Source organism: Streptomyces sp. NPDC111656, from assembly GCF_055656965.1.
In genome coordinates this window covers 125929-144259 of sequence record NZ_JBVKCA010000001.1, presented here as the reverse complement: position 1 = coordinate 144259, position 18331 = coordinate 125929, and the positions used below count along the sequence as shown (strand labels likewise).

General features: G+C 69.8%; 21 protein-coding genes and 2 pseudogenes. 19 read left to right on the top strand and 4 right to left on the bottom strand.

Annotation, left to right across the window (positions count from 1 at the left end):
* The first annotated feature begins 18 nt into the window (after positions 1 to 18).
* Together ACZ7M3_RS00730 and ACZ7M3_RS00725 are read left to right on the top strand one after the other, a co-directional pair.
* On the top strand, positions 19 to 705 hold the full coding sequence (locus ACZ7M3_RS00730; protein WP_450426021.1) for an esterase/lipase family protein: 687 nt from the start codon (positions 19 to 21) through the stop codon (positions 703 to 705).
* 128 nt (positions 706 to 833) lie between these two features.
* A complete protein-coding gene (locus ACZ7M3_RS00725; RefSeq protein ID WP_351306574.1) occupies positions 834 to 1520 on the top strand; it encodes a class I SAM-dependent methyltransferase in 687 nt (228 codons plus the stop codon).
* On the opposite strand, the gene ACZ7M3_RS00720 is transcribed toward ACZ7M3_RS00725, so the two are convergent.
* Both ACZ7M3_RS00720 and ACZ7M3_RS00715 read right to left on the bottom strand, forming a co-directional pair.
* Positions 1521 to 1895, bottom strand: a complete 375-nt coding sequence (locus ACZ7M3_RS00720) for a hypothetical protein (protein WP_054228993.1) — start codon at positions 1893 to 1895, stop codon at positions 1521 to 1523. It lies immediately after the preceding gene.
* Positions 1896 to 1899: 4 nt separating this feature from the next.
* Entirely contained in the window at positions 1900 to 2163 is a 264-nt protein-coding gene (locus tag ACZ7M3_RS00715) for a toxin-antitoxin system, antitoxin component (protein ID WP_067378812.1), read from the bottom strand.
* Between the two features lie 146 nt (positions 2164 to 2309).
* Between ACZ7M3_RS00715 and ACZ7M3_RS00710 the strand changes: the two genes are divergently transcribed.
* The 9 genes from ACZ7M3_RS00710 (at position 2310) to ACZ7M3_RS00670 (ending at position 11605) form a co-directional block, all read left to right on the top strand.
* Entirely contained in the window at positions 2310 to 3200 is an 891-nt protein-coding gene (locus ACZ7M3_RS00710) for an ABC transporter ATP-binding protein (protein WP_472059824.1), read from the top strand.
* 10 nt (positions 3201 to 3210) lie between these two features.
* Positions 3211 to 5775 (top strand): FtsX-like permease family protein, encoded by a 2565-nt coding sequence (locus ACZ7M3_RS00705; protein WP_472059823.1) that lies wholly within the window; start codon positions 3211 to 3213, stop codon positions 5773 to 5775.
* A gap of 104 nt (positions 5776 to 5879) precedes the next feature.
* Positions 5880 to 6779, top strand: coding sequence for an LLM class F420-dependent oxidoreductase (locus ACZ7M3_RS00700; protein WP_472059822.1), 900 nt, complete (start codon positions 5880 to 5882; stop codon positions 6777 to 6779).
* A gap of 57 nt (positions 6780 to 6836) precedes the next feature.
* Positions 6837 to 7262 carry a GNAT family N-acetyltransferase gene (locus tag ACZ7M3_RS00695; protein WP_472059821.1) on the top strand — a complete coding sequence of 142 codons (426 nt, stop codon included), beginning with the start codon at positions 6837 to 6839 and terminating at the stop codon, positions 7260 to 7262.
* A 161-nt stretch (positions 7263 to 7423) separates the two neighbouring features.
* On the top strand, positions 7424 to 8767 hold the full coding sequence (locus tag ACZ7M3_RS00690) for a hemolysin family protein (RefSeq protein WP_388519517.1): 1344 nt from the start codon (positions 7424 to 7426) through the stop codon (positions 8765 to 8767).
* The gene (locus ACZ7M3_RS00685) at positions 8764 to 9777 is read left to right on the top strand and encodes a hemolysin family protein (RefSeq protein ID WP_351306585.1); all 1014 of its coding nucleotides are present in this window, start codon (positions 8764 to 8766) and stop codon (positions 9775 to 9777) included. Before ACZ7M3_RS00690 ends, ACZ7M3_RS00685 begins: the two co-directional genes overlap by 4 nt.
* A gap of 73 nt (positions 9778 to 9850) precedes the next feature.
* Positions 9851 to 10690 (top strand): SGNH/GDSL hydrolase family protein, encoded by an 840-nt coding sequence (locus ACZ7M3_RS00680; RefSeq protein ID WP_472059820.1) that lies wholly within the window; start codon positions 9851 to 9853, stop codon positions 10688 to 10690.
* A 195-nt stretch (positions 10691 to 10885) separates the two neighbouring features.
* Positions 10886 to 11044, top strand: a complete 159-nt coding sequence (locus tag ACZ7M3_RS00675; protein ID WP_472059819.1) for a hypothetical protein — start codon at positions 10886 to 10888, stop codon at positions 11042 to 11044.
* Positions 11045 to 11047: 3 nt separating this feature from the next.
* Positions 11048 to 11605, top strand: coding sequence for a Tn3 family transposase (locus ACZ7M3_RS00670; RefSeq protein ID WP_472059818.1), 558 nt, complete (start codon positions 11048 to 11050; stop codon positions 11603 to 11605).
* Here ACZ7M3_RS00670 and ACZ7M3_RS00665 read toward each other — a convergent pair.
* Positions 11565 to 12005: a MarR family winged helix-turn-helix transcriptional regulator gene (locus ACZ7M3_RS00665; protein ID WP_472059817.1), complete on the bottom strand. Its 441-nt coding sequence runs from the start codon at positions 12003 to 12005 to the stop codon at positions 11565 to 11567. The two genes, ACZ7M3_RS00670 and ACZ7M3_RS00665, sit on opposite strands and share 41 nt — an antisense overlap.
* 79 nt (positions 12006 to 12084) lie before the next feature.
* On the opposite strand from ACZ7M3_RS00665, the gene ACZ7M3_RS00660 reads away from it, so the two are divergent.
* The 4 genes and pseudogenes from ACZ7M3_RS00660 to ACZ7M3_RS00645 form a co-directional block, all read left to right on the top strand.
* Positions 12085 to 12864: an oxidoreductase gene (locus tag ACZ7M3_RS00660; protein WP_472059816.1), complete on the top strand. Its 780-nt coding sequence runs from the start codon at positions 12085 to 12087 to the stop codon at positions 12862 to 12864.
* 72 nt (positions 12865 to 12936) lie between these two features.
* Entirely contained in the window at positions 12937 to 13410 is a 474-nt protein-coding gene (locus tag ACZ7M3_RS00655; RefSeq protein WP_472059815.1) for an SRPBCC family protein, read from the top strand.
* Positions 13411 to 13485: 75 nt separating this feature from the next.
* Complete coding sequence (locus ACZ7M3_RS00650) at positions 13486 to 14376, top strand: MBL fold metallo-hydrolase (RefSeq protein WP_472059814.1); 891 nt, start codon at positions 13486 to 13488, stop codon at positions 14374 to 14376.
* A 287-nt stretch (positions 14377 to 14663) separates the two neighbouring features.
* A pseudogene (locus tag ACZ7M3_RS00645) lies at positions 14664 to 14789 on the top strand (SGNH/GDSL hydrolase family protein); the annotation flags it as partial.
* A 108-nt stretch (positions 14790 to 14897) separates the two neighbouring features.
* On the opposite strand, the pseudogene ACZ7M3_RS00640 reads toward ACZ7M3_RS00645, so the two are convergent.
* A pseudogene (locus ACZ7M3_RS00640) lies at positions 14898 to 15371 on the bottom strand (hypothetical protein); the annotation flags it as partial.
* 162 nt (positions 15372 to 15533) lie between these two features.
* Here ACZ7M3_RS00640 and ACZ7M3_RS00635 point away from each other — a divergent pair.
* The 4 genes from ACZ7M3_RS00635 (at position 15534) to ACZ7M3_RS00620 (ending at position 18313) form a co-directional block, all read left to right on the top strand.
* A complete protein-coding gene (locus ACZ7M3_RS00635) occupies positions 15534 to 16115 on the top strand; it encodes an ArsR/SmtB family transcription factor (protein WP_472059813.1) in 582 nt (193 codons plus the stop codon).
* The gene (locus tag ACZ7M3_RS00630) at positions 16108 to 16818 is read left to right on the top strand and encodes an SRPBCC family protein (RefSeq protein ID WP_472059812.1); all 711 of its coding nucleotides are present in this window, start codon (positions 16108 to 16110) and stop codon (positions 16816 to 16818) included. Before ACZ7M3_RS00635 ends, ACZ7M3_RS00630 begins: the two co-directional genes overlap by 8 nt.
* 405 nt (positions 16819 to 17223) lie before the next feature.
* The gene (locus ACZ7M3_RS00625; protein WP_095855978.1) at positions 17224 to 17562 is read left to right on the top strand and encodes a DUF4326 domain-containing protein; all 339 of its coding nucleotides are present in this window, start codon (positions 17224 to 17226) and stop codon (positions 17560 to 17562) included.
* A gap of 136 nt (positions 17563 to 17698) precedes the next feature.
* A complete protein-coding gene (locus ACZ7M3_RS00620) occupies positions 17699 to 18313 on the top strand; it encodes a hypothetical protein (protein ID WP_472059811.1) in 615 nt (204 codons plus the stop codon).
* Positions 18314 to 18331: the final 18 nt, after the last annotated feature.

The window sequence follows — 18331 nt, the reverse complement described above, 5'->3', positions numbered from 1 at the left end:
CCCTTGTCTGGAGGCACCATGCAACGCCGCTCGCGTCGCATCGCCACGTTCTTCTCCGCCATGGTCGCGGCGCTCCTCGTGTCGCTCTCCCTGTCCGCCGTGCCCGCCCGGGCCGCGACCCACAACCCCGTCATCTTCGTGCACGGCCTCAGCAGTTCGGCGAGCAGTTGGGACGACTGGATCGCCGACTTCAAGGCCGACGGCTACAGCGGCTCCGAGCTGTTCGCGTGGTCGTACGACTGGGGCCAGTCGAACGTGACCACGGCCCAGCAGCTCTCCACCGAAGTCAAGAACGTCCTCGCGCAGACCGGCGCGTCGAAGGTGGACCTGGTCGTCCACTCCATGGGCGCGCTGAGTGCCCGCTACTACCTCAAGAACCTCGGCGGGACCTCGTACGTCGACGACTTCGTCTCCACCGCCGGGGTGAACCACGGAACCACGGTCGCGAGCTGGTGCACGTGGCTCTACACCTCGTGCACCGAGATGTACACCGGCAGTTCGTTCCTGACCTCGCTGAACTCCGGTGACGAGACGCCGGGCAGTGTCTCGTACGCCGGCTACTGGTCGAACTGCGACGAGCTGATCAACCCGGACACCAGCGCGATCCTGAGCGGCGCCACCAATGTGGAGGTCGGCTGCATCTCGCACACCGACATGAACAACGACTACGGCGTCTACAAGCAGGTGCGCGACTTCGTCGCCTGACACGTGGGCCGACCCGCGTATGACGTAGGCCGAGCGTCGTAGAGCGTGTGGTCGAGCGTCGTAGAGCGTGTGGCGGACGTCCTGGGGGGACAATCCCGGTAAGACCCCGTCCTCCCGGGAGGTCCGTCATGCCCTTCAGGTCAGCCGGCTCGGCCAAACTGTCGCACGACGCCGTGCACCATCCGCTGTTCGCCCGCTACTACGCCCGTATCAGCGTGGCGGCCGACACCAGGATGGGCATCGGCGCGGTACGCGACCGGCTGCTCACCGGTCTTTCGGGGCGGGTCATCGAGATCGGCGCGGGCAACGGGCTGAACTTCGCGCACTACCCGAGCGCCGTCTCCGAGGTGGTCGCGATCGAACCCGAGCGGCTGCTGCGGCAGTTGGCCGTGGAGGCCGCGCTGCGCTCCGAGGTGCCCGTGGACGTGGTGCCGGGCGCGGCGGAGGCCCTGCCGGTCAAGAGCGAGGCGTTCGACGGGGCGGTGCTCTCGCTGGTGCTGTGCAGCGTGCGCGATGTGCCGCGGGCCCTCGGTGAGGTGCGGCGCGTGCTGCGGCCCGGTGGCACGGTGTGGTTCTTCGAGCACGGCCAGGGCGGCGGACCTGTGATGACGTCCGTCCAGCGCGGACTGGACCGGACGGTGTGGCCGCGGCTGAACGGCGGTTGCCATCTGGCCCGCGACCCGATCGCCGCGCTGCGCGAGGCCGGGTTCGAACTGGGTCCCTACCGACGGCTGTTCATTCCCGAGAAGGGGCCGCGGCTGCCCACGTCGTACTGCGTGCTGGGCAGCGCGAGGCGCCCGCCGATCAGGGAGTAGTCACAGACTCCACTGCCGCAGCTCCTGTGCGATCTCGTGCACGGTCGCGTCGCCGCCCTTCACCAGGCGGGCCAGTTCGCGCACCTGCTCGGGCGAGGTGACGACCTTGAGGCCGCTGGCGACGAGATAGGCGTACGCGACGGCCGAGGCGAACATCGCGTTGGACCGTTCGAGCGCCGGGACGTGCAGCAGCAGCTGGAGCAGCGCGGCGGCGCGGGCGTGCGGGCTGTCGTAGACGGGAATGCCGAATATCTCCGCCTCGTGCCGGCTGACGGCGGCGACGAGGGCTCCCCAGTCGGTGACCTGGGGATCTCCGGGCGTCTTCTGTTCGGCGATCATGAGGAGCCAGGCGAGGTCGACTCTGAGACTGCTCAAGGGATCAACGACGACCTTCGCGTGAGCCGTCCCGGAACGTGTCCCGTGCGCCTTCCCGGTCCGCGCCGAACTCCTCGGCGAAGACGTTCGCGTACTGCTTCATGAAGTCGGAGGCCGCGTCGACGAAGGTGTGACCGACCTCCCCGGTGTCCTGTCTGACCAACTCTTCGATGTAGCGGTTCACGCTCATGCCGCGCTCCAGGGCCCGCTCCCGGGCCGCCCGGGCCGTGCCCTCGTCCACCCGCACGTTCAGCTGAGTCTTCGCCATAGCTCGAAGCTAGCGCCGAAGTGCTAGCACCCGCAAGGGGGCGACTCGCCGGAGCCGGTACCTCGGGGGGATACCGGCTGTGGGCGGGGTCACACTACGCTCGGCCGGGACCGGGAGTCAGGACGTCCATCACGGAGGAGGCGGCCTTGTCCACACCTGCTGCGGAGCACACCGTCGGACGACGGGACGCCGACGGGGTCGCCGCCCGCGCCCGCGGCCTGACGAAGGCGTACGGATCCGGCGAGACCACCGTCCTCGCCCTCGACTCGGTCGACGTGGACATCGCACGCGGCCGCTTCACCGCGGTCATGGGCCCCTCGGGTTCCGGGAAGTCGACGCTGATGCACTGCCTCGCGGGACTCGACACCGTCTCGGCCGGACAGGTGTGGCTCGGCGACACCGAGATCACGGGGCTCAAGGACCGTGAGCTGACCCGGCTGCGCCGGGACCGGATCGGGTTCATGTTCCAGTCCTTCAATCTGATCCCCACGCTGAACGCGGCCGAGAACATCACGCTGCCGATGGACATCGCGGGCCAGAAACCCGACCAGAAGTGGCTGGACCAGGTCATCGACACACTCGGGCTGCGGGACCGGCTGAAGCACCGGCCCGCACAGCTCTCCGGCGGACAGCAGCAGCGCGTCGCCTGTGCGCGGGCGCTCGCCTCCCGCCCCGAGCTGATCTTCGCGGACGAGCCGACCGGCAACCTCGACTCCCGAGCGGGGCTCGAGGTCCTCGGCTTCCTGCGCGAGGCGGTCGACGACCTGGGCCAGAGCGTCGTCATGGTCACGCACGATCCGGGCGCGGCGGCCCACTCCGATGTGGTGCTGTTCCTCGGGGACGGGCGGATCGTGGACGAGATGGAGCGGCCGACGGCGGAGGCGGTGCTGGAGCGCATGCGGCACTTCTCCGGAGGCCGCCCGGCCGCCGGGGGCGCCTCCGACGACGCGGCCGTGGACGTGGTCCTGGCCGCCGACTCGGACGACGTATCTCTCGACGCATCTCTAGACACTCTCGACACCTTCGACAAGGACTGAGGCGGCGGCCGTGCTCAAGGCGACTCTGCGAAGCTTCCTCGCCCACAAGGGACGACTGCTGCTCTCGGCGCTGGCCGTCGTGCTGTCCGTGGCCTTCGTGGCGGGCAGCCTGATCTTCTCGGACACGGTCACCCGTACGTTCGACCGGCTCTTCGCCTCCACCGCGGCCGATGTGACCGTGTCGCCGAAGAACGACCTCAAGTCGCGGGTGGCGACCGGCGCCACGCCGACGCTGCCCGCCTCGCTCGCGGACCGGCTCGCGAAGGTCGACGGCGTGGCGGCCACCCATGTGGACGTGAGCGTCGAGAACCTCACCATCGTCGACCGCGACAACAAGTCGATCGGACCCACCTCGGGCGCGCCGACCATCGCCACCAACTGGCAGGTCACCAAGCGCAGCCCGGTGAAGCTGACCTCCGGCCACGCCCCGCGCGGCGGCGACGAGGCACTGCTCGACGCGGACACCGCCCAGCGCAAGCACGTGGGGATCGGCGACACCCTGACGGTGCAGGCGGAGCGCACCTTCCCGGTGAGGATCGTCGGCATCGCCACGTTCACCACCACCAACCCCGGTGCCGCGCTGCTGTTCCTCGACACCCCCACCGCGCAGACGAACCTGCTCGGCAGCCCGGACGCCGCCACGAGCATCGCGGTGGACGCGGCGCCCGGGGTGGCCGACGCTCCGCTCAAGCAGCGGATCGCGGCGCAGGTGGGCACCGGGACCTACGAGGTGAAGACCGCCGACGAGCAGGCCAAGGACGCCGCCGCGCAGCTCGGCGGATTCCTGGACGTCATCAAGTACGTGATGCTCGGCTTCGCCGGCATCGCCGTACTGGTCGGCGTCTTCCTGATCGTCAACACCTTCTCGATGCTCATCGCCCAACGCACCCGTGAGCTGGGCCTGTTGCGCGCGCTCGGCGCGGACCGGCGGCAGGTGCGGCGGTCCGTGCTCACCGAGGCGCTGCTGCTCGGTCTGGTCGGCTCGACGCTCGGACTCGCCGCGGGGATCGGTCTCGCCCTCGGGCTGATCCGGCTCATGAGCGCGTTCGGGATGAACCTCAAGTCCACCGAGATGGTGATCGGTTGGCCGACCCCCGTCACGTCGTACGTCGTCGGGGTCGGCGTCACGTTCGTGGCGGCGTATCTCCCCGCCCGGCGCGCGGCCGGTGTCTCCCCGATGGCGGCCCTCTCGGACGCCGAGGTCGCCGGGGTGGGAAGGCCGCTGCGGACGCGCGCCCTGGTGGGCTCGGTCGTGGGCGTGGCCGGAGCCGCCGCGCTGGCCGGCTGCGCCACGGCGTCGAAGACCGCGACGTCCGCCTCCCTGCTGGGCCTCGGCGTCGTGCTCACCCTCATCGCGACGGTGATCGCGGGCCCGCTCCTTGTGCGGCCGGTGATCCGGGTCCTGGGCGGTGCCTTCCCCGCCCTGTTCGGCCCGGTCGGCCGGATGAGCCAGCGCAACGCGCTGCGCAATCCGCGGCGCACCGGCGCCACGGCGGCCGCGCTGATGGTGGGCCTCGCGCTGGTCGGCGGGATGTCCGTGGCGAGCGCGTCCATGAGCAAGTCCTTCGACCACCAGATCGACAAGACACTGGGCTCCGACTTCGTGATCCAGAACAGCAACTTCGTGCCGTTCACCAGGGAGATCACGGACAAGGTGCGCGCCACCCAGGGTGCCGGGCTCGTCGTCCGCCAGCGGTTCACGCCGGTCGCGGTGCGGCTGCCGGACGGCAAGCGGGTCGAGACGACCGCGGCGGGCTACGATCCGCGGCTCGACGACGTCGCCCACGTCACGTACACCCAGGGCGACACGGCGGCGGCGCTCGGTGCCGGGCACCTGTCGATGGACGCGAAGTTCGCGCGGGAGCACGACGTGCGCGTCGGCAGTGTGATCCCCGTCGAGTTCCCCGCCGAGCGGAAGACCGAGCTGACGGTGGGGGCGCTCACCGACCAGGAAGGCTCCGGGGGCTTCGGGATGCAGGGCGGGCTGGTCTTCGGCTTCGGCACGGTCGAGAAGTACGTGCCCGGCGGACAGGACTCGGCCCTGTACGTGAACGCGGCCCCCGGCACGAGCCCCGACCGGCTGCGCGCGCAACTGGAGCGGACGCTCAAGCCGTATCCACAGGTGCAGGTCCGTGACCAGGCCGACTACAAGAAACTCGTGCACGACCAGATCGCCGTGCTGCTCTACCTCGTGTACGCGCTGCTCGGACTGGCGATCGTGATCGCGGTGCTCGGTGTGGTCAATACCCTCGCCCTGTCGGTGGTCGAACGCACCCGTGAGATCGGGCTGCTGCGCGCGATCGGGCTCGCCCGGCGCCAACTGCGCCGGATGATCAGGCTGGAGTCGGTGGTGATCGCCGTGTTCGGCGCCGTCCTCGGCCTCGCGCTCGGGCTGGTCTGGGGCGTCTGTGTGCAGCGGGTCCTCGCGCTCCAGGGCATGAAGTCGCTCGCCGTCCCCTGGACCACCATCGTCGCCGTGGTCGTGGGTTCGGCGGTCGTGGGCATAGTGGCGGCGCTGCTGCCGGCGCTGCGTGCCTCGCGCATGAACGTCCTGGCGGCCATCGCGCACGAATGATGTACGCGTCCTGTTGATGTACGCGTCCTGTCCACCGATGTACTCGCGTCCGGCCCGCTCCGTTCGCCCCTTGCGCACAAGTGGCTTGTGAATGAGGAGAGTTCATGTCGCAGTCCTTGGGCTCCTCGCGCCCGTTCCGGTTCGGCGTCAATCTGCTCGCCCCCGCGCCCCTCGACGAGTGGCGCGCCAAGTGCCGACGCGCCGAGGAACTCGGTTACGACGTGATCCTGGTCCCCGACCACCTGGGCATGCCCGCACCCTTCCCCTCGCTGGTGGCCGCGGCGGAGGTCACCGAGCGACCCCGCCTCGGCACCTTCGTGCTCAACGCGGGCTTCTGGAATCCCACGCTGCTGGCCCGCGAGGTCGCCACCACGGACACGCTGACGGGCGGTCGTCTCGAACTCGGGCTCGGCACCGGCTACATCCGGGCGGAGCACGACACGGCGGGCCTCCCCTGGGGCTCGCCGCGCGAGCGGGTCGACCATCTCCAGCGCACCGTCGAGGAGTTGGAGCGCCTCCTCGGTTCGGACGAGCACCAGCCCGGAGCGGTGCAGCGACCCCGCGTGCCGCTGCTGATCGGCGCCAACGGCGACCGGATGCTGCGGCTCACCGCCGAGCACGCGGACATCGCGGCGTTCACCGGGGCACGCACCAGCCCGGGCGGCACGCTGGAGCCGATCACGGCGGCCGCAATGGACGAACGCGTCGCCCTGTACCGGGAGGCTGCGGAGGGGCGCAAGGAGCCCGCCGAGCTCAATCTGCTGATCCAGGTCCTCGCCGTCGCCGAGGACCGCGGCACCGCGATCCGGCCCTGGCTGCCCCGTATCCCGAGCCTGACCGAGGACGAGGTCCTGGAGCTGCCGATCGTGCTGGTGGGAACACTGGAGCAGATCGTGGCGCAGGTGCGGGCGCAGCGGGAGCGGTACGGGTTCTCGTATCTGACGGTCCTGGAGCCGAGCATGGAGGCGTTCGCCCCCGTCGTCGAGGCGCTGCGGGGCGAGTGACCGTCCGGATCGTGGAATTCGGTGCCGGCCCGCGGAACGCGTGATGGGATCGGCGCCATGACCGACTTGCGGATACGGGCCGCGACGCCCGAGGACCTCAACGCCGTGCTGGCCTTCTGGAAGGTGGCGGCCGAGGGCACGAGTATCACTGACGACCTGGACGGCGTGGAGCGACTGGTCGCCCACGATCCTGAGGCGCTGATCCTGGCCGAGGACGACGGCGAGCTGGTGGGCACGGTGATCGCGGGCTTCGACGGCTGGCGCTGCCATCTGTACCGGCTCGCGGTGCATCCCGGGCGGCGCCGCCGCGGGATCGGCTCCGCGCTGCTCGCCGCCGCCGAGGAGCGGTTCGTACGGCTCGGGGGGCGGCGCTCGGACGCGATGGTGCTGCGGCGGAACGAGACCGGGCAGCATGCGTGGCGGGCCGCCGGGTACGCGCTCCAGGAGCAGTGGCGCCGCTGGGCGAAGCCGCTCACCGACTAGCCTCCAGCACCCAAGAGGGTACTTTGCCGATCCTTTACCATGGGAGGATCACCCGGTCCTCCCAATGAAAGGTGTGAGCGTCCGCCGATGGGCGACCCTCCCCGTACCCGACATCGCGCGATCCCCCCGCCCCTGGCCGATCATGGGACGGAGGTGACCCGATGACCGAAGTGCTCCTCCTCCTGGTGGCGGTGCTGCTCTCGCTGGCCTGTGGCGCCTTCGTCGCGGCGGAGTTCTCACTGACCACGGTCGAGCGCAGCGAGCTGGAGCGGGCCGTCGAGCGCGGCGAGCGCGGCGCGTCGGGCGCCCTCAAGGCCGCACGGAATCTGACGTTCCAGCTGTCCGGCGCCCAGCTCGGCATCACCGTCACCAACCTGGTCGTCGGCATGCTCTCCGAGTCGTCGATCGCCAAGCTGATCGCGGGTCCGCTGGAGTCGCTCGGCGTCTCGTCCTCCGCGTCCCGTTCGGTGGCGCTGGTCATCGGTACGGCCCTGTCGACGGTCTTCCTGATGGTCGTCGGCGAGCTGGTCCCCAAGAACTGGGCGATCTCCTCGCCGCTCGCCGTGGCCAAGCGGGTGGCGACGCCGCAGCGCTGGTTCAGCGGCGCGTTCCGCCCGTTCATCACGCATCTCAACAACACGGCCAACCGTGTCGTACGGGTCTTCGGCCTCGAACCGGCCGAGGAGCTGGCCTCCGCGCGCGGCCCCCAGGAACTGGTCGCCCTGGCCCGGCACTCCGCCAAGCAGGGCGCTCTGGAGGCGGACACCGCCGAGCTGTTCGTGCGCACCCTGAACCTCGCCGACCTGACCGCGGAGAACGTGATGACCCCGCGCGTCCAGGTCATCGCGCTGGACGTCCAGGCGACCTGCGAGGACGTGGCGAACGCGACCCGGGCGACGGGTCTGTCCCGCTTCCCCGTCTACCACGGCAACCTCGACTCGGTCGTGGGCGTGGCACACATCAAGGACGTGGTGGCGATACCCGCCGAGTCGCGGCCCCGCACCCCCGTCTCCCAGATCATGCGCGAACCCCTGTTCGTACCGGAGTCACTCACCGTCGACCGGCTGCTCGACCGGCTGTCCGGCGGACGCACCATGGCCGCCGTCATCGACGAGTACGGCGGCACGGCGGGCGTCGCCACCCTGGAGGACATCGTCGAGGAGGTCGTCGGCGAGGTCCGCGACGAGCACGACCCGCACGAGACACCCGACCTGGCCCCGGCCGGCACGGACGAGGAGGGCCGAGCGCTGTACTCGGCCGACGGGTCCGCCCGCACCGACCAGCTGGCCCGCGTCGGGCTGCGGGTGCCCGAGGGGCCCTACGAGACCCTGGCCGGTTTCCTCGCGACCGGGCTCGGCCGCATCCCCGCCGTCGGAGACGCCGTCGAGGTCGCCGGGTGGCGGCTCGACGTGGTGGACGCCTCCGGGCGGCGGGCCGCGCGGGTGCTGCTGCACGCGCCGCGCGACGGGGAGCGGCACGACGACGAGGAGAGGGGGCCGCGATGACCGTCGTACAACTACTGATCGGGCTGGCGACGCTGGTCGTGAACGCCTTCTTCGTGGGCAGCGAGTTCGCGCTGATCTCGGTGCGCCGCAGCCAGATCGAGCCGCATGCCGAAGAGGGCGATCGGCGGGCACGCAGCGTTCTGTGGGGTCTGGAGCACGTGTCCGCGCTGCTGGCGGCCGCGCAGCTGGGCATCACCCTGTGCACGCTGGTCCTCGGCATCGTGGCCGAGCCCGCGATCGCGCACCTGCTGGAACCGGCGTTCCACGCGATGGGCGTCTCGCAGAGCGCGGGCCACGCGATCTCGTTCGTGATCGCGCTCGCCCTGGCGACCTATCTGCACATGCTGCTCGGCGAAATGGTGCCGAAGAACATCGCGCTCGCGGAACCGGTGCGCACCGCGCTGCTGCTCGGACCGCCGCTGGTGGCGCTCTCCCGGGCGCTGCGTCCGGTGATCTTCACGGTCAACGCCTTCGCGAACGGCCTGCTGAAGCTGTTGCGGGTCGAGACGAAGGACGAGGTCGTCGCCACCTTCTCCGACGACGAGCTGGCCAGGCTGGTCAAGGACTCCGGCGCGGCGGGGCTCATCGACGACCGCGCTCTGGAGCGGTTGCACGACGCGCTGGAGCTCGGCCGCCGGCCCGTACGGGACGTCGTGCTGCCACTGGAACGTGTCGTCTACGCGCGCGTGGGCGTCACCCCGGAGGAGCTGGAGCGGCTCTCCGCCGAGTCCGGCTTCTCGCGCTTCCCGGTCGTGGACGAGGGGCGCCGCATCGTGGGCTATCTGCACGTCAAGGACGCGCTGGACGCGATGCCGCGCGAGCTGCCGTTCCGGGTCGAGGACATGCGGCCCATCGCGCGGGTGCGGGAGAGCACCCCGCTGGACGACGTGCTCACGGCGATGCGCCGCAGTCGTACGCATCTCGCGGCCGTCATGGGCAGCGACGGACGGATGACGGGGCTGGTGACGATGGAGGACGTGCTGAGGGAGCTGTTCGGACAGACGGTGTGAGCGCGGCCGGTCCTGGCCCGGAGGAGGCCCGACCGACCGACGAGTATGCGCGCGGGTTAGCATCTTGTCCGCCATGCAGACGAATGCCACCTACACCAGTCTTGTCGCGGTCGGCGACTCCTTCACCGAGGGCATGTCGGACCGGCTGCCCGACGGCTCCTACCGCGGCTGGGCCGACCTCCTCGCCGGCCGGATGGCCACGCGGACGCCCGGCTTCCGGTACGCCAACCTCGCGGTGCGCGGCAAGCTGATCGGACAGATCGTCGAGGAACAGGTGGACGTGGCGGTCGCGATGCGGCCCGACGTGATCACCCTCGTCGGCGGACTCAACGACACCCTGCGCCCCAAGGTCGACATGGGACGCGTCCGCGCTCTCCTGGAGGAGGCCGTGGAGCGGCTCGCCCCCGCCTGCGAGCGGCTCGTCCTGATGCGCAGCCCGGGCCGCAACGGTCCGGTGCTCGAACGGTTCCGGCCGCGTATGGAGGAGCTCTTCTCCGTCGTCGACGAGCTCGCGGATCGACACGGCGCGCTGGTGGTCGATCTGTATGGGGCGCCCTCACTCGCCGACCCTCGGATGTGGGACGTGGACCGGCTGCATCTGACGGCCGAGGGGCACCGCCGGGTCGCGGAGGCCGTCTGGCAGACACTCGGGTACGAACCCGAGGACAAGGAGTGGCGTACGGCGATGCCGCCGACGGCGCCGCCCGGCTGGGTCGCCCGTCGCGCCGCCGACGCCAGCTTCGCCAGGCAGCACCTGCTGCCGTGGATAGGACGACGGCTGACGGGACGCTCATCGGGGGACGGCCGGGCAGGCGCCCACTTCAGCGCTGAGCTGGGCAAAGCCTTCTGGGTCACCCCTGCGGATCACGCGAACCCCGGCCCTGTGACGGACTGGGGACGGGTGGGTCCCTGACCCGGAGCGCCGCCCGCCTGCCATGCACCGAATAAACGCGGGGCGCCGCCTCCCTCCCCGCCATCACCCGCTGTTGTTGCGGGACCTTCGGCCTGCGGGGAGGGTCGGAACGGGTTTTGGCGGAGCTCGGTGATCTCGCTACCGGTTCAGTGACTCGGGCTGTTCGGGCTGTTCAGCGGCCCTACGTTCCGGCTCATGCCAGTTGATTTCCTGTCCGATGACCAGGCCGTTTCCCGTTACGGCCGGTTCGCCTCCGAGCCCAGTCCTGGCGAGCTGGAGCAGTTCTTCCGCCTCGACTCACGTGCTCGGGAGCCCGCGTCGGCCAAGCGCCGGGACGCGACGAGGTTGGGCTGAGCGGTGCAGTGGGGGACGGTGCGGATGCTCGGCACGTTCCTGCTGGACGACCCGGCCGCGGTGCCGGCGTCGGTGGTGGCGTTCGTCGCCGAGCAGCTCGGGGTCGCCCCGGAAGCGTTGGCGGAGGACCAGCTCGGCGCGCTCGGCCTGGCGCTGAACGCCGTAGTGCTGTGGAACGACCTCTACCTGGACCGCGCCGCCAAGCAGCTCGCGGCCGACGGCTTCCCCGTGACCGACGACCTGCTCGCACGCCTGAGGCCGCTCCGGTTCGACCACACCATCCTGGCCGCTACGCGTTCTTCCGCCCCCCGCGCAGGCGGGGTACCGCCCGCTGCGCGGGCCGTCGGCGGACGGGAAGGCGTAGCGCCCGCCCGCCGCACGCGCTCACGCCCTGCCATCGGCGCTCGGCGGCAGGGCTGCTCCATCCCAAGCTCAGGCCATCTGGCGCCCTCCCGCGCTCACGGGTATCCGAGCAAGCCCCTCGCACACCCGTCTGTGTGCGTTCCGCTGTCCGACGCCGTCAGGCCTGGAGGATTTCATCGCGGAAAAGGGCCCGCTTGAGCAAACCCTGCAGGGCGTCCTGCTCGTCCTGCGTCAGGCCGGCGAACAGGGGTTCCTCGGTCAGGACCTTCAGCAGCCGTTCCCGCAGCTCGGCGCCCTCCGGGGTCAGGACAAGCTGCTTGGCCCGGCGGTCGGTGGGGTGGGGACGGCGCTCTATCAGCCGCAGGGTCTCCAGCTTGTCGATCACAACGGTGGCATTGGACGGTTCGCAGCTCATCCGCCCGGCAAGCTCGCGCATGGTCATCGGACCGGTCATCTCGCGCAGGGCCGAGGCCTGCGCGACGGTCAGACCGAGCCCGGCCACCCATTCACGCATGCGCGCATTGCTCTGCATGTCCAGGTCGTGCACCAGCTTGCCCAGCTCCCACTGTGCTTCCGCCTGCTCCTCCGTCATCGCCATGGCTCCAGATTAGCAAACTCCTTCAAGCCATGATAGATATGACTTGAAGCATTAAAGTCATATGCATTGGAGGAGCCTCATGAACCTCAACCTCACGGGCAAGACCGCCGTCGTCACCGGCGCCAGCCGGGGCATCGGACTGGCCACCGTCCGGACCCTGATCGGCGAAGGTGTCCAGGTCGTGGGCGCCGCGCGCACCGTCACGCCCGAGCTGAAGGAAACCGGCGCGCACGCGGTCGCGGCGGACCTGAGTACCGCGGAAGGCGTCGCCGCCCTCATCGACGGCGCGCTGGCCGAGCTGAGCGGCATCGACCTGCTGGTGAACAACGTGGGCGGCGGGGACGAGGCTGCCCTCGGCTTCCTCGACGCCGACGACACCCAGTGGACCCGCATGTTCGACATCAACGTCCTGGCCACCGTCCGCGCCACGCGCGCGGCCCTGCCCAGCCTGATCGAGCGCCGCGGAGCGATTGTCAACATCTCCTCCACCGTCGCCCGGACACCTGCGGGTATCCCGGCCACCTACAGCTCGGCCAAGGCGGCGCTCACCACGCTCGGCAAGTCCCTGGCCGAGGAGTTCGGCCCCCGAGGCGTACGTGTGAACACCGTTTCTCCCGGCCTGGTCCGTACCAGCGTCTATGAGGACTCCGACGGCCCGATCGGCCAGATGGCGGCCGCAGCCGGCATCGGCCTTGCCGACTTCGTCGAGCAGATCGCGAAGGGCCAGAACATCACGACCGGCCGCATGAGCGAAGCCGAGGAGGTGGCGGCCCTGGTCGCGTTCCTGCTGTCGGATGTGGCCGCCAACATCACCGGCGCCGACTACGTCATCGACGGCGGCACCATCAAGACGGTCTGAACCAGCCATCAAGCCCGCCGCAGCGGCACGCAGCATCCAGCACTTCAACCCACAAACACGGAGGCCAGACCCATGGCTCACGTCGTCGTCGCGTCCGCCGAGCGCACCATTGACGCTCCCGCGAACGAGGTCTACCGGTACCTGGCAGACATGCAACTTCACTCTCGATTCCTGCCGCCCCCCTTCTACGACTTCCACGTCGAGGAGGGCGGCGTGGGCACGGGCAGCGTCGTCCAGTTCAAGATCGACTTTGCTGGGGGCGTCCGGGACCTCCGGATGCAGGTCACCGAGCCGGAGCCGGGCCGAACCCTGGTCCAGACCGACACCAACGGCTCCGGCCTCGTTACGACGTTCACCGTGACCCCGCAAGGCGAGCAGGCGCTGGTGAACATCACCTCCAGTTTTGATGGCGAGACCGGCGTCGCCGGCTTCGTCGAGCGGATCATCGCGCCGCGCAGGTTGCACCGCGTCTACGTCAAGGAACTCGCCCGCCTCGACGCCTATGCCCGCGAGCAGCGCGTCGGTGAGCAGCGGCACGTCGGCTGAAACGGGGCCCGCGGCGGCACGGCTTGCGGGACGGTCTGCACCAGTTCTCAGTTATCGAGGAACAGGAGTTCAACCATGAAAATGCTTACCTTCAAGGCCACGACCCACAAGGCGCAGCCTGCCCGTATCGGCGCGCCGATCAGCGCGGCGGCCATGGAGTCTGTGATCGACGAGCCAGGGCCGGTCGAGGTCAAGACGATCGACGCGGACTGGGAGGCCCCTATCACGGGACTGCTCAACATCAAGCACCCGAAGGCCGTTGCGGCGGGGATCACCGACCACAAGGAGCCCATCAAGATCTACGCCCACGTCGTGCGGCACCCCACGCAGGGTTTCTTCCTGGTGGACACGGGCGTTTCACGGCGGCTGGTGGAGGACCCCGTCGGCGTGGGGGTCGGAATGATGCTGAGAAAATACGGGGGCATCGAGAAGATGCACCCTCAGCAGAGCACCGCGGAGATCATCGAAACGGAGGGAGTTCCCCTGAACGGGGTCTTCATGACCCATCTCCACCTCGATCACGTCTCCGGACTCCCGGACGTTCCCAAGGACGTCCCCATCTACACGGGCGCCAATGAGGCGGAGGCGTCGCTCTTCCTGAACCTGTTCGCCCAGGGAACGAACAACCACCTCCTGGCCGGACGGCCGCCGCTGGAGGAACTCCAGTTCACCAAGGACCCGGCCGGAAGGCTCGAAGGTGTCAACGACGTGTTCGGCGACGGCTCGTTCTTCGCGATCCTCACCCCGGGGCACACCACCGGACACGTCTCCTACCTCGCCCGCACCGCGGCGGGTCCGGTGCTCATGACCGGAGACGTCAGCCACACGCGCTGGGGCTGGGACAACGGCGTCGAGCCCGGAACCTACATGCAGGAGCGCGAACCCAGCATCAAGAGCCTGCTCGCCCTGAAGGCGCTCAGCGAGCGCCACCCGAACATGATCGTGAGACTGGGTCATCAGGAGTAGGCAGCGCAGCCCAGGCGGCCGACAGCAGCCGAGGCCGAGCCCCCGATGAGCTGATCAGCAGGCCCGCCGCGGCGTCCCGGTCACCGATGTTCGCGGCGGTGACGCAGGCGACGAGGCGCAGACCGAGGATGTCGGTCACGATGTGCGATTGCGGCCCGGCACCTTGGCCAGGTTGTAGTCGTCGATCACCTGCGCGCTGGCCGGGATACCGGAGGACCTTCTACCAGACGACGACGCCCCGCTCCGCTCCGAAGCTCCTTGTCTTCGGAGGCTTCGGCTTGGTCGCGCTGCGGTCGGGGGACGGCCGGACAGGCGCCCAGTTCAGCGCTGAGCTGGGCAAAGCCTTCTGGGTCACCCCTGCGGATCACGCGAACCCCGGCCCTGTGACGGACTGGCGACGGGTGGGGTCCTGACCCGGAGCGCCGCCCGCCCTGCCATGCACCGATTGAAGGCGGGGCCTCACCCGCACGAGGGGTCCAGTACTCGTGAGGTCGCGTATTCAACTGTCGCCAATTCCTCGTAAGTCCAGCCTGCTGGTGACCGAGTGTGGTCGCTCGGCGGCGCGGGCCGCGGGTATGCCGCCAGGTGGTCTCGGCGGCCTGCAGCCAGGCGACCTCCCGGGCGGCGGCTCTCGCCGAGCGCAGGTGGGCGAGTGCGGCCGGGGCGATGCCGGCCGGCAGGCGCCAGGCGGTCGGGGTGGAGGCGACCGGGTCGAAGACCTCCGTCTGGTCCCGCAGGAGGGCCAGGTCCGCTATCGCCTCGCCGCCGTCGGCGAGCATCACTGCCAGATCGACCGCGATCCGGCCGGGATCGTGCCCGGTGCCACGCGGTCGCAGCCTGCGCAGCGCGTCCGTGAACGCGGTGGTCAGGGTGACATCGGCGAGATCGGCCAGCAGGCAGGATCCGGCGTGGCTGACGACCCCTTGGCCGTCGACGGAGACGACGCGCTTGGGACGCGACGGCTGCAGACCGAGCGACTGCGGTCGATTCAACAAGTCAGACACTCCCCATGCCGACGTAGACGACCTCGCCGAGGGTGCCGTCCTGTGCACCAGATCGAGGCGGTCACCGATCTCACCCTGGTTGAGGTGTCCATGCTGGCGCCTTTGGAGTCATCCAATTGACAAAAAAAATTTTCCATTGAAAGGATGGGGGACGTGACCATCACCTACGTCGACTCGCCGGACAGGGTGCGCGTCGCGCTGTCGCCGGTGCGCCGCGACCTGCTCAAGCGCCTGCGCACACCCAGCTCGGCCAGCCAGCTCGCCACCGAGCTGGAGGTGTCCAGACAGCGGCTGAACTACCACTTGAAGGCGTTGGAGAAGGCCGGGCTGGTCGAGCTGGTCGAGGAACGGCCGCGGCGCGGCTTCGTCGAGCGGATCCTGCGCACCCGGCCGGGCGCGCTCGTCGTGGACCCGACCGTGGTGACCGGGGAATTCACCAAGATCCACGATCAGTACGCGGCCGAGCACCTGGTCGGCGTGGCTGCCACCACCGTGCGGGACGTCGCGCGTATGCAGGCCGGGGCCGCGCGGGCGGACAAGCGCCTGCTCACCTTCACGCTGGAGACCGACGTGCGGTTCGCCCAACCAAGCGACGTGCACGCCTTCACCGATGAGCTGGCGGCCGCGGTGCGGCAGGTGGTCGAGCGCTACGACTGCGCCGACGGTCGCCCGTACCGGATGGTCGCCCTCGGACACCCCGCTCCCGCCGCGGCACAAGGAGAATCGGATGAGTGACGACACACGGCCGCGGATCGAGGTCACGATCGCGGCGCCCGTAGACGTGGTGTGGGACGCGTTGCGGGACAAGGACAAGATCCGCCACTGGCTCGGCTGGGACTACGACGGCCTGGACGGCGAGATCGACCTGATCTTCTTCACCGAGACCATGGAGGACGCCTCCACACGCACGTTGAGACTGCACGGCGGTGACGAATTCAGACTCGAACCGCACGGCGAGGGCACCCGGGTCACGCTCACCCGCGCCGCACGCGGTGACGACCCGGACTGGGACGCCTACTACGAGGACGTCACCGAAGGCTGGATCACCTTCATGCACCAGCTGCGATTTGCCGTCGAGCGCCAACCCGGCGCCGTCCGCCGCACACTCAGTTTCGTGGGCGGCAACGACAACGCGGTGCACCTCATCAACGCACTCGATCTCGCACACATCGCCGCGAGCACGCCGTTCCAGATGAATCTGCTCGGCGAGGACGTCAAAGGCGAGATGTGGTACCGCTCCGACCACCAACTCGGCATCACCGTCGACGCCTGGGGCAACGGTCTACTCATCGTGTCCAGCATGGACCCGACACCCAGCAAGCCGAAGAGCGCGGCCACGGCAATCCTGAGCACCTACCACCTCGACGACACCCACTTGGCCGACCTCGGCTCCCGCTGGCGGACCTGGTGGACTGAACGCTTCCCAGGTGGCGAATAACCCCCGTCAGCCCCGCACACACGAAGATCGACAGATCGACCGCTGCCACACCGGCGGCCCGCCGTGGCAGACCACACCGCTCGGCCAGCCGCATCACCGGGACCAGCCCGGCATGCGCGCGTCATCGAACGCAGCGGAGACCGCCGCTGACGTATGGGAGACTCGCATCTCGGAAGTGCCTTGCTGATGGTGCGTGCTGGAAGCCCGAAGAACTCCCGTCATCGCAGGCCACAAGGCACTTCTTCGTTTCCCCGAGCCTGGCCCACAAGGCACCAGTCGGTGGATCGAGGCTTGGTCGCGCTGCGGTCGGGTGACGGACTCCCGGCCAAGCGGCCGGAGCTGCTGCCCTACGAGGGGTCCGTGGGGTAGACACCGGTGGGTAGGCGGACGGCCGAAGGGAATCCCATGCCCACCACCGTGATCAACCTCAAGGGTCATATCCACGAGTTCGGCGCCCGGCTCGAACACGCTCCCGCGGACCTCGTGTACATCGGCCGCCGCTGGACCATGGGCCACTGGGACCTCCCGCAGCACCCGCTCTACAACCCCTTCGCCTACGACACCCCCACCAAGAAGCGCGACGGCACCCGCGCCGAGATCATGGAGAAGTACCGGGCGTATCTCCTCGAACGCCCCGACCTCCTCGATCAGGTGCCCGCCCTGCGTGGCAAGACGCTGGCCTGCTGGTGCGCACCCGAGCTGTGCCACGGCGACATCCTGGCGGAGCTGGCCGACGCCTCGTAGCGCGGCCGCCTCCCGCAACCGGCCTCCGGCTGAGCGGGGCGTCACCCCCACGGGTGTCCCCGGTGGCGTGGGCGCACCGGTGCCTGCTTGCTGGACCGAGAGGGGAACGGGGGCTTCGGGAAGAGAGCGAGCGCCGATGAAGCCGAGGGAACAACGGCTGCGGACGCCGCGCGCGGCCGGGCTGGCGGGGACGGTGTTCGCCCTCCTGATGGCGGCGGCGATCGTGCTGGTGCGGATCGCGATCCCGGCGGGGAACGCCGCCGACGCGACCGTTGCTCCGAACGAACGGTGGGCGGTGCGTACGGCTTTGGAGATCCTCCCGTTCGCGGGGATCTTCTTCCTGTGGTTCATGGGCGCGCTGCGCGCACGGGTCGGCGATGCCGAGGACAGATTCATCGCCACCGTCTTCATGGGCAGCGGACTGGTCTACGTGGCCACCATGTTCGCGGCCGGCGCCGCGGCGGGCAGTGTACTGAGCCAACCCTCCGGCTTCGGCCGCCACTTCTCCTACACGCTGATGACGACGTACGCGCTCCGCATGGCCGCCGTGTTCGTCTTCACGGCCTCGACCATCGGTCACCGTCTCGGCGTCCTCCCCCGTCCGCTCGCCGTCCTCGGCTATCTCGCGGGGCTTGTCCTGCTCGTCGCGGGATCCTCACTGCCCTGGTCGGAGCTGGTCTTCCCGGCCTGGGCACTGGCCGTCAGCCTGCACCTCCTCCGTACCGGCCTGCGCACCCCGGCAGGCGGCTGAGCACCCTCTCGCGCATGC